The organism is Empedobacter sp. UBA1574 (assembly GCF_002322895.1).
GTDB classification, from domain to species: domain Bacteria; phylum Bacteroidota; class Bacteroidia; order Flavobacteriales; family Weeksellaceae; genus Empedobacter; species Empedobacter falsenii_B.
In genome coordinates this window covers 1-8,552 of the sequence record NZ_DCOI01000032.1, presented here as the reverse complement: position 1 = coordinate 8,552, position 8,552 = coordinate 1, and the positions used below count along the sequence as shown (strand labels likewise).

Below are 8,552 nucleotides of genomic sequence, written 5' to 3'. Positions count from 1 at the left end.
AAAATGCACAACGGGTATTCTATTGTATCGTATTCCAAATAAAAGTAGTGGATAGAATCATTATAAAAAATATTAGTTTTCCCTCTTAAACTGTAATTATCATCAAATAAATCTTGATTGGATTCTATTGCTGAAATTGTATTTTGATAATCAATTTTCTTAGAACAGCTTATTGTTTCTATAATAAATATGCTAATAAGAAGTTTTCTCATTCTGTTTAATATGATATACAATATTTTAAAATACATATTTTTAAACAAAAAAATCCCTCAATTTCTTGAAGGATTTTAAATTTTATTTGATCTAAAAAATTAATTACAACCACTCATCATCATCTTCTGAATCTTCTAATTCAGCATCGATGAATTGAATATAAAATGCAACAATTTCTCCTTTTTCATTGTATCCAAAGTAAGCGGGATAAATTCCTTCACCAAAACCAGCTTGAAAAATTGGCGATTTGAATTCTGTATTTGGAATTGTCCAATTGATCCAATCTCCTTCTTCTGATTGATATTTCGGATTATTTTTAGCGTTTTCTACAAATAATGCATTGAAATAATCATCATATAAATTTACATCACCTTTACTTTCGAATTCATCAATAAACTTTACAAAAGAATCTTTTGCTTCTGCATCAACAATTGTTGCTAAACCACTTTCAATAGAAAAACCAAAATATTCTCCTTCTTGTAATTCGTCAATCAACTCAATTCCTTTCATTGCTTCTTCATAACGAACAGGTTTTTCGTTTGTAAAAGCAACTTTGATACAACCAATCAAATTCTCAACATCACCATCGTCTTCAAATTTTACGATGCTTGCAGTTACAGGAAAATTACCTTTTGGCGTTTCAAGGAAATAAGGATCTTTGTCCATTGATAAATATTCACCCAAAGGATCATTTACAAAGATTTTACCTGATGGTAAAGAAACTTCTCCCATTTCGATTTGGTCGATTTCTACACCTCCAATTTCTTTATCTGTAAAATATTTTTCTAAATCATTAGGAGCTAAAGTGAATTCTCTTTTAGATTCCCAAGTTTTTAACCATTCTGCTGTTGGTTGCATAAATTATTGTTTTTAAGTGGTACAAAATTACATTAAATAATGAGACTAGCTTAACTTTTATATGTTAGTGAAAAATTAAATTATCTTAATTTTTTTCTCAACTCGTTCTTATCAATATCATATTCTAAATGCATGATCGAAATTAAATCATCTTCAGAAAGTAAATTGTTTTTGTAATATTGAATTAAAAATGATTCGATTTTAGAAAATTCATTTAATGATTTTTGTAAAAAATAAGCTTCAACAAATTGATTATCTTTTGTTTTTAATGTAATTAAATTACTAATTCCGTGCGAACCTTCTGGGTTTTGGAACTCACCAAATTCTTTTACAGCTTTTCCTTTGTAATCTTCATTATCAATGACAATAGAAAATAAATCGTTGATTGAAAAAGTTTGATCCTTTACAGAAATTGTATCTTTTGTAAATGTCAATTTTCCATCAAAATTACCTTTCAATTCTGTAGTAGGTCTTTTAAAATAACCATTCCAATAAGCAACAGCAGTAGCTAAAAGCCCAATAAAAATGTAATAATACGTTTGATTTTTAAAAACTTTCAGCTCCAAAAACACAAAACTAATTACAGTAACGGCGAGAAATGATAAGATTACTTTCGCAATTTGTTTATTATTTTTTTTAGGTTTTTCTGGTACAAAAATTTCAAAACTATAACTATCCATGTGCTATTTCTTTACGAACTCTACTTAAACTTTCGGGTGTGATGCCTAAATATGAGGCGATCATCCATTGTGGTATGCGATAAAGTTGGTTGGGATAAAGACGCATAAATTCTAAATAACGAGTCTTTGCAGATGCACCAAGTAATAAATTAATACGATCTTGTAAACTGCGCACATGATTTTGAATTAATTTATTTTGAGCAGCTAAATAATTTAGATTTAATCGAGTGATTAGATTATTTAATTTTTCATTCAATAAAATAACGGTAGAATCTTCTATTGCTTGAATATAAAACTTTGATTGTTGCTTACAAAAAGCACTATTTCTATCACTTACAATCCAATTTTCTGTTCCGAATTGTAAAACATGTTCTTTTCCGTTTTCATCTATTGTATAAGAACGAATAACACCAGATTCAACAAAAAAATAATCTTCGGAATATTCACCAGGTTCTAAAATAAATTCATTCTTTTTGATGTGTTTTACTACCAAAAATTTTTCAATTTCTACCCATTGTTCTTCTGTGAGATCAATAATATTTGATAAATGTTTTTTATAATTTTCCATATGTATAGGAATGTGCAACAAATTTAAGAGAAATTAATCAATAAAATTGTATCAATATTTGTTACAATTGAAAATTTTGTACTAAATTTGTCCCATCGATTTAGAGAAATGAATAATTTAAGATTTGCAACGGCGATTCATATTTTAGTTTTGACTGAAAAATTTAAAGGACAATTAATTACTTCTGATTTTATTGCTGGAAGTATTAATGTGAACCCTGTTGTGGTTCGTCGTGAAATAAAATTCTTGAAAGAAGCAGGTTTTATCGATTCGAAAAAAGGTAAAGAAGGAGGAATTTATTTAGTTAAAAATTCTGCTGATATTTTGTTAGGTGATGTGTATAAAATTGTCAATCAAGAAAATGTTTTTGGACGAATGAATCATACCAATCCAGAATGTCCAGTTGGTAAACAAATGAATGACAATCTTGAAAGATTATTTGATAATGCTGAATCAGATTTAATTAAATCGTTAAATCATAAAACTTTAAAACAATTTTCTGATGAATTTCAGTAAAATTTTTTATCTTTAAATGTAACAAAATTAATTACAATATAAAATTAAATAAAATGAGAGTAGCAGTAATTGGAGCAACAGGTTTTGTAGGCTCACATATCGTAGAAGAATTGGTAAATAGAAATCAATCTATCAAAGCATTTGCACGAAATACTGACAAGGTTTTAGATAGTAAAAATGTAGCAAAAGTGGCGTTAGATGTAAACGATGTACAGGCTTTGGCGACAGATTTGAAAGGTGCTGATGTAGTTGTAAGTGCATTTAATGCAGGTTGGGCAAATCCAAATATTTATGAGGATTATTTGAAAGGTGCAAAAGCAATTGAAGAAGCAACTAAATTAGCTGGTGTAAAGCGTTTGATTGTTATTGGTGGAGCGGGAAGTTTGTATGTGAATGATCAAAAAGAATTACAAATTGTAGACACACCAGATTTTCCTGAACAAATAAAACAAGGCGCTTTGGCAGCGAGAGATTATTATAATATCTTGAAACAAGATAATGAGTTGGATTGGACAATGTTTTCTCCAGCGCCAGAAATGCATCAAGGAACATCTGGAGAGCGAAAAGGAACATATCGTTTAGGCAATGATGTACCAGTTTTCAATGCAGAAGGGCGTAGTATTTTGTCTGTGGAAGATGTTGCAGTGGTGATTGCAGATGAAATAGAAAATGCAAATCATATAAAAAGCAGATTTACAGCAGCTTATTAAGATATTTGAGTAAATTTACAATAAAATTATTTTTATAGGACAATTTTTTGTTTTTGGTACGGTTTGTGAAAAACAGATAACAAATACAAGAATAATGAAATTGTCAATCGCAATAGGAAGTTTAATCCTAAGTTTAGGATTTGTTCTAATATGCTCTTTTCTAAATCTTGGTGTATTTTTTAATCAACTACTTGGAGTAGTTTTTCTGTTCTGTAGTTTGTTTATGGGGTATTTAGGTTTCGTCAATTTATTTGATTACCTAAATCATTCAAGATTATTAAATAAAGGAGTAAAAGTAAAAGCACATATTATTGAAATAAAAAGAGGTTTATTAGGAGAAAATCATTTGCCAGATTATATAGTTGAAGTCTTTTATAAACATCCTAATAATGAGAAAATTTACTATACAGAGTTTGAATATTTTGGAGATGTTAATGCAAATGAGATTTTAAAAAAAGGAAAAGATGTCGATATCTTAATCGATCCTCAAAATCCAGAAAATATATATTATAAAAATATAATTTAAAAAAGGCTGTCCTAACAAATAGACAGCCTTTATTATTTTTATTAGGATAAAAACTATTGTTTGATATACGTTTTATTTCCGTTATCGTTGATATAGTATTTTCCACCTTTTGGTCCTACATAAACTTTGTGTCCATTGTAAGTCCCTGCAGTAGTTGTTTTAGCTACAGTCGTTTTTGTTTCTTTTTTTGGAGTAGTCGTTTTCTCCACTTTTTTTTCTGAAGCTACTTTTTTGTCATTGACTGTTTTAGCAGTTGCATCAGTTTTCTTAGTTGTAGTTGCTTTTACATCCTTTTTTGTTTCTGTTACTTTTTTATCAGTTGTAGCCTTTGTTTTTGCCATTTCTGTTTTAGCAGTTTTAGTTGGAGTTTTAGTTTGAGCAAATGCTACAGTAGATCCAGTAAATGCAAATAAGCTAAGCGCGATAGCTGTTTTTTTAATTAAATTCATTGTAATTTGGTTTTGAATTGTTATTTATATTCAGTTAAAATTTCTATTCAATATTAAATAAATTATCCACCAAAACAACCAAAATAAACTTAAGATTAGCTTAAGAATAATTATTTCAAATGATCCAATAACATTTCTGCTGTCGCTGGGTTTGTAGCTAATGGGATATTGTGTACATCGCACAGTCTCAGTAACATATTTACATCTGGTTCGTGCGGATGTTTTCCCATCGGATCTCTAAAAAAGAAAACCATATCTGTTTTTCCTTCTACAACTCGAGCGGCAATTTGCGCGTCACCACCAAGAGGACCAGATAGATAGCGCGTTACTTTTAGTCCAGTTTGCTCTGCATACTTTCCTGTAGTCCCTGTAGCAATAAATGTGATATTATTTTTGTTTAAAGCTTCTTTATGTTTCATTAAAAAATTGACCATTTCAGCTTTTTTTCCATCATGAGCGATCAATGCTATTTCCATATATTTTTTCTATTTAATCTAAAATCTTACTTTTGTACAAAGTTAGCAGAACAATCTTAAATAACGAGTTGTTTTAAGAATTATAAATAGTATACGACTATGAAATTTAATTTATTAACAGTAAAAGAAATTGTAAAATTAACGGCTGATGCTGTTCAAATTTCGTTTGATGTTCCTGAGGAATTACACGAAGAATACAATTTTTTACCTGGACAATATATCACTCTTAATATTAATGGAGAACGAAGAGATTATTCTTTGTGTGAATCTCCTAATGATAAAAAATGGAGCATTGGGGTTAAATCTCAACCAAATGGAAAGATTTCTTCTTATTTAGCAAATGAACTAAAAGTTGGTGATCAATTGGAAGTTTCTACACCAAGTGGACGTTTTACAATTCCAACAAAACCAAACGAAAAACGTACGTTATTAGCTTTTACGGCGGGTAGTGGAATCACGCCAATTATGAGTATGTTAGAGTTTACTTTGCAGACTGAAGAATGGGTAAATTTTCATATTTTTTATGTAAATAGAGATGAAAACTCAATCATGTTCAAAGAGCGTTTGACAGAATTGAAACAAAAATATCCAAACAATGTTTTTATTCATCATTTCTATACGCGTCAAGATCAAGAGAATTTTATTTACAACGGACGAATTGATGAGAAGAAGTTTGATTTAATTTTGAATCAAATTATTGATATCAATGAAGTCGATGAAGCAATGGTTTGTGGACCAGAAGAAATGATTTTGACTTTAGCGAAGAAAATCAATGAAGCGGGAATTATCGAGAAACATATTCATTTCGAAATGTTTAATCCTTCAGTGAAAACAGAAGATATTTTTACAAAACATGACGAAGGACCTCAAACGGTTCAAGTTACTGTAACACTTGATGGAGAAACTTCTGAAGTGACTTGGGATAGAGGAAAAAATTTGATTGATACAATGTTAGACGCTGGTATTGATGCGCCTTATTCATGTAAAGGTGGTGTCTGTTCGTCTTGTATGTGTAAGATAACGGAAGGCGAAGTGCATATCGGAGACAACTATGTATTAACAGATTCTGATTATGAAGAAGGAATGACGTTAGCGTGTATTTCTCGTCCAAAAACAGCTACTTTAGCAATTGATTTTGACGAAGTTTAAGAACAAAAAATATCTAATAAAAAAAGACGGAAATTATAAATTTTCGTCTTTTTATTTTATGATAATTTAATTTTCTTCATCAAACATTTCTTTGAATGAGACAAATTCTCTTCCAGGAAGAATCAAATTTAAAGCAACTCCAATTATAGAAGCTAAAGCCATTCCTTCTAAAGAAAATAAATCTCCAATGTGGATTGCTGCACCACCGATTCCAATGATAAGAATAACAGAGGAAATAATAAGGTTTCGTTTAATCTTGAAATCAACTTTATTCTCGATTAGCATTCTTAATCCGCTCGAAGCAATAATTCCGAATAATAAAATAGAAACGCCGCCCATAACTGGTGTTGGAATTGTACTTAATAAAGCTGAAACTTTACCACAAAATCCAAATAAAATAGCAAAACATGCTGCTCCAATAAATACATAAATGCTAAAAGCTTTTGTAATGGCTAAAACACCAATATTCTCGCCATACGTTGTGTTTGGAGGTCCACCTAAACAAGCTGCAATCATTGTTGCAATACCATCTCCTAACATCGATTTATCAAGACCTGGATCTTCGATTAAGTCTTTGTTCACGACTTTACTCAAAACTAATTGATGTCCGATATGTTCTGCGATTGGTACAATTGCGACCGGAATCATTAAGAAAATAACATACCAAGACAAAGTTGGTGTGTAATCTACAAAAGGAATGGTAAAATCTGGAATCATAAACCATTTAGCTTCTATAACAGGATTTAGGTCGACAACTCCCATCGTAATTGCAAAAAGATATCCACCAATAATTCCGACCAAAACTGGAATTACACTCAAAAAACCTTTACTGAAAATTGCTGTAATTATCGTGATAATTAAGGTAACAAAACCAATTATAACATAGGTTAAATCATATTCACCAGAAGGATTATTTGTCACCATTTTGATTGCTGTAGAAGCTAATCCCAGACCAATTACCATAATTACTGGACCAACAACAATAGGGGGTAAAAGTCTCATTAACCATTTTGTTCCTGCCGTTGCTATAAATAGTGCGACCAATGAATAAGTAACTCCTACCAAAAAACTACCAACCAAGAAACTTCCTGTCGCAATTCCACTTTCTGGGTTTGTTTCTAAAGCTTTCATTGCGATAATTGGATTGATAAAAGCAAATGAAGATCCCAAATATGAAGGGACTTTTCCTCGTGTAATTAAGATGAAAACTAAAGTTCCGATTCCACTCGAAATTAATGCAATTGCTGGAGACATTCCTGTCAAAGCAGGAACTAAAACTGTTGCACCAAACATTGCAAAAAGATGCTGTATACTTAATAATATACCTTGTCCTAACTTCGGTTTTTCGTCGATCGCTAAGATAATATTTTGGTCATTTTGTTGACTCATTTGTAAAAGAAATTGAAATTGTTTTGTTTGAATGCAAAAGTAGCTCAAAACGATTAATAAGTATAGAAATCATATAACTATTTAGCGAAATCTTGTAAATGGTTTTGGAACAATTCTATCGAAATTTGTAAGACAAAAATCAAAGAGTTATGGAAACAAAAGAATTAAAATTCAAAACAAATATAAATTGTAGTGGTTGCGTGAGCAAAGTGAAACCTTTTTTAGATAAGTTAGATGGTTTAGAAGCTTGGGAAGTTGATACTGATAATCCAGACAAAGTTTTGTCTGTAAAAATTAATCAAGCAACAGACGAAGAAATTATTGATACAATTGAGGAAGTTGGTTTTTCAGCTGAATTAATTGAGGAATAGATATTTTTTTAGGTAGAATGACTTATTTTTTGTGATAGTTTAAGTCAATATAATCTCAAGTTAATCTTGTGTTGACTTGAGATTTTTTATTTTTTCGAAATTGTAGAAAGAAAAGTACGCCCATAGCAAGTTGAAGAATAAATAATAAAATAATCCAAGTATTCATTTTTGCTGCAAAATCAGATAATTGATTGTACATTACATCATATTTATCTACCGAAGTTTCAGCTATATTTTTCACAAACTGTATATCGTTCGATTTTTCAATGAGCATAATTTGTTCACCTTTATAACCTTCATTTTTATTCGGAACAACTTCAATTTGATTAGCGCTTACAAAAAACAGAAAAATACTAATGATTGTAGATAAAAATAATAGAAAATAATTGATGTATTTCATGAGTTAGATTATGTTTTGCAAAGATACACTAACTTTTATTAGCTTGTTGTATATGCGCCAAATGATGATTGCAATTCCAAGCATAAATCGCAAGATTTGTTTACTGATGACGAAATTTTTTGTCCCAATCACTTTCAACAAAAGAATTTAACAAAGTAACCCAACGTTGATGCAGCCTTCAGAACGATATTATTGTTCGAATTTAGGTTCTGAAAGAGAGGTGATTTCATACTGATTTCTATGACAA

Annotated in this window: 13 protein-coding genes; 5 read left to right on the top strand and 8 right to left on the bottom strand. The window is 30.0% G+C overall.

Annotated features, from left to right (window positions below; all coding sequences use genetic code 11):
* The 4 genes from B3578_RS09585 to B3578_RS09570 form a co-directional block, all read right to left on the bottom strand.
* Window positions 1–212, bottom strand: a 212-nt coding sequence (locus tag B3578_RS09585; protein ID WP_291048179.1) for a hypothetical protein, incomplete at its 3' end; no start/stop codon positions are given.
* Between the two features lie 103 nt (window positions 213–315).
* Window positions 316–1,071, bottom strand: coding sequence for a DUF4241 domain-containing protein (locus B3578_RS09580; RefSeq protein ID WP_038335748.1), 756 nt, complete (start codon window positions 1,069–1,071; stop codon window positions 316–318).
* 80 nt (window positions 1,072–1,151) lie between these two features.
* Complete coding sequence (locus B3578_RS09575) at window positions 1,152–1,751, bottom strand: hypothetical protein (RefSeq protein WP_291048176.1); 600 nt, start codon at window positions 1,749–1,751, stop codon at window positions 1,152–1,154.
* Complete coding sequence (locus tag B3578_RS09570; protein ID WP_291048173.1) at window positions 1,744–2,319, bottom strand: Crp/Fnr family transcriptional regulator; 576 nt, start codon at window positions 2,317–2,319, stop codon at window positions 1,744–1,746. The genes B3578_RS09575 and B3578_RS09570 overlap by 8 nt, the downstream gene beginning before the upstream one ends.
* Window positions 2,320–2,427: 108 nt before the next feature.
* Here B3578_RS09570 and B3578_RS09565 point away from each other — a divergent pair, with 108 nt between their 5' ends.
* The 3 genes from B3578_RS09565 to B3578_RS09555 all read left to right on the top strand — a co-directional run bounded on the left by B3578_RS09565 (window position 2,428) and on the right by B3578_RS09555 (window position 4,071).
* Window positions 2,428–2,835, top strand: coding sequence for an RrF2 family transcriptional regulator (locus tag B3578_RS09565; protein WP_221854439.1), 408 nt, complete (start codon window positions 2,428–2,430; stop codon window positions 2,833–2,835).
* Between the two features lie 53 nt (window positions 2,836–2,888).
* A complete protein-coding gene (locus B3578_RS09560) occupies window positions 2,889–3,545 on the top strand; it encodes an NAD(P)-dependent oxidoreductase (RefSeq protein ID WP_125349349.1) in 657 nt (218 codons plus the stop codon).
* A 94-nt stretch (window positions 3,546–3,639) separates the two neighbouring features.
* Window positions 3,640–4,071: a hypothetical protein gene (locus B3578_RS09555; protein WP_125349350.1), complete on the top strand. Its 432-nt coding sequence runs from the start codon at window positions 3,640–3,642 to the stop codon at window positions 4,069–4,071.
* A 53-nt stretch (window positions 4,072–4,124) separates the two neighbouring features.
* On the opposite strand, the gene B3578_RS09550 is transcribed toward B3578_RS09555, so the two are convergent.
* The gene (locus tag B3578_RS09550) at window positions 4,125–4,520 is read right to left on the bottom strand and encodes a hypothetical protein (protein WP_125349351.1); all 396 of its coding nucleotides are present in this window, start codon (window positions 4,518–4,520) and stop codon (window positions 4,125–4,127) included.
* A 110-nt stretch (window positions 4,521–4,630) separates the two neighbouring features.
* Complete coding sequence (locus B3578_RS09545; RefSeq protein ID WP_019973715.1) at window positions 4,631–4,996, bottom strand: methylglyoxal synthase; 366 nt, start codon at window positions 4,994–4,996, stop codon at window positions 4,631–4,633.
* 99 nt (window positions 4,997–5,095) lie between these two features.
* Between B3578_RS09545 and B3578_RS09540 the strand changes: the two genes are divergently transcribed.
* On the top strand, window positions 5,096–6,145 hold the full coding sequence (locus B3578_RS09540) for a 2Fe-2S iron-sulfur cluster-binding protein (protein ID WP_125349352.1): 1,050 nt from the start codon (window positions 5,096–5,098) through the stop codon (window positions 6,143–6,145).
* 66 nt (window positions 6,146–6,211) lie between these two features.
* Here B3578_RS09540 and B3578_RS09535 read toward each other — a convergent pair whose 3' ends face one another.
* Window positions 6,212–7,534, bottom strand: a complete 1,323-nt coding sequence (locus tag B3578_RS09535; RefSeq protein ID WP_221854442.1) for a solute carrier family 23 protein — start codon at window positions 7,532–7,534, stop codon at window positions 6,212–6,214.
* Window positions 7,535–7,683: 149 nt separating this feature from the next.
* Here B3578_RS09535 and B3578_RS09530 point away from each other — a divergent pair, with 149 nt between their 5' ends.
* Window positions 7,684–7,905 (top strand): heavy-metal-associated domain-containing protein, encoded by a 222-nt coding sequence (locus tag B3578_RS09530; protein WP_038335762.1) that lies wholly within the window; start codon window positions 7,684–7,686, stop codon window positions 7,903–7,905.
* A gap of 55 nt (window positions 7,906–7,960) precedes the next feature.
* Here the strand turns inward: B3578_RS09530 and B3578_RS09525 are convergent, their stop codons facing one another.
* The gene (locus B3578_RS09525) at window positions 7,961–8,305 is read right to left on the bottom strand and encodes a hypothetical protein (protein ID WP_221854443.1); all 345 of its coding nucleotides are present in this window, start codon (window positions 8,303–8,305) and stop codon (window positions 7,961–7,963) included.
* Between the last annotated feature and the right edge of the window lie 247 nt (window positions 8,306–8,552).

Bases quoted from the DNA above. Each gene is read 5' to 3' on its own strand.
- B3578_RS09530 (WP_038335762.1), top strand. From the start codon at position 7,684: ATGGAAACAAAAGAATTAAAATTCAAAACAAATATAAATTGTAGTGGT.
- B3578_RS09525 (WP_221854443.1), bottom strand. From the start codon at position 8,305: ATGAAATACATCAATTATTTTCTATTATTTTTATCTACAATCATTAGT.
- B3578_RS09540 (WP_125349352.1), top strand. From the start codon at position 5,096: ATGAAATTTAATTTATTAACAGTAAAAGAAATTGTAAAATTAACGGCT.
- B3578_RS09535 (WP_221854442.1), bottom strand. From the start codon at position 7,534: ATGAGTCAACAAAATGACCAAAATATTATCTTAGCGATCGACGAAAAA.
- B3578_RS09570 (WP_291048173.1), bottom strand. From the start codon at position 2,319: ATGGAAAATTATAAAAAACATTTATCAAATATTATTGATCTCACAGAA.
- B3578_RS09565 (WP_221854439.1), top strand. From the start codon at position 2,428: ATGAATAATTTAAGATTTGCAACGGCGATTCATATTTTAGTTTTGACT.
- B3578_RS09550 (WP_125349351.1), bottom strand. From the start codon at position 4,520: ATGAATTTAATTAAAAAAACAGCTATCGCGCTTAGCTTATTTGCATTT.
- B3578_RS09580 (WP_038335748.1), bottom strand. From the start codon at position 1,071: ATGCAACCAACAGCAGAATGGTTAAAAACTTGGGAATCTAAAAGAGAA.
- B3578_RS09560 (WP_125349349.1), top strand. From the start codon at position 2,889: ATGAGAGTAGCAGTAATTGGAGCAACAGGTTTTGTAGGCTCACATATC.
- B3578_RS09545 (WP_019973715.1), bottom strand. From the start codon at position 4,996: ATGGAAATAGCATTGATCGCTCATGATGGAAAAAAAGCTGAAATGGTC.
- B3578_RS09575 (WP_291048176.1), bottom strand. From the start codon at position 1,751: ATGGATAGTTATAGTTTTGAAATTTTTGTACCAGAAAAACCTAAAAAA.
- B3578_RS09555 (WP_125349350.1), top strand. From the start codon at position 3,640: ATGAAATTGTCAATCGCAATAGGAAGTTTAATCCTAAGTTTAGGATTT.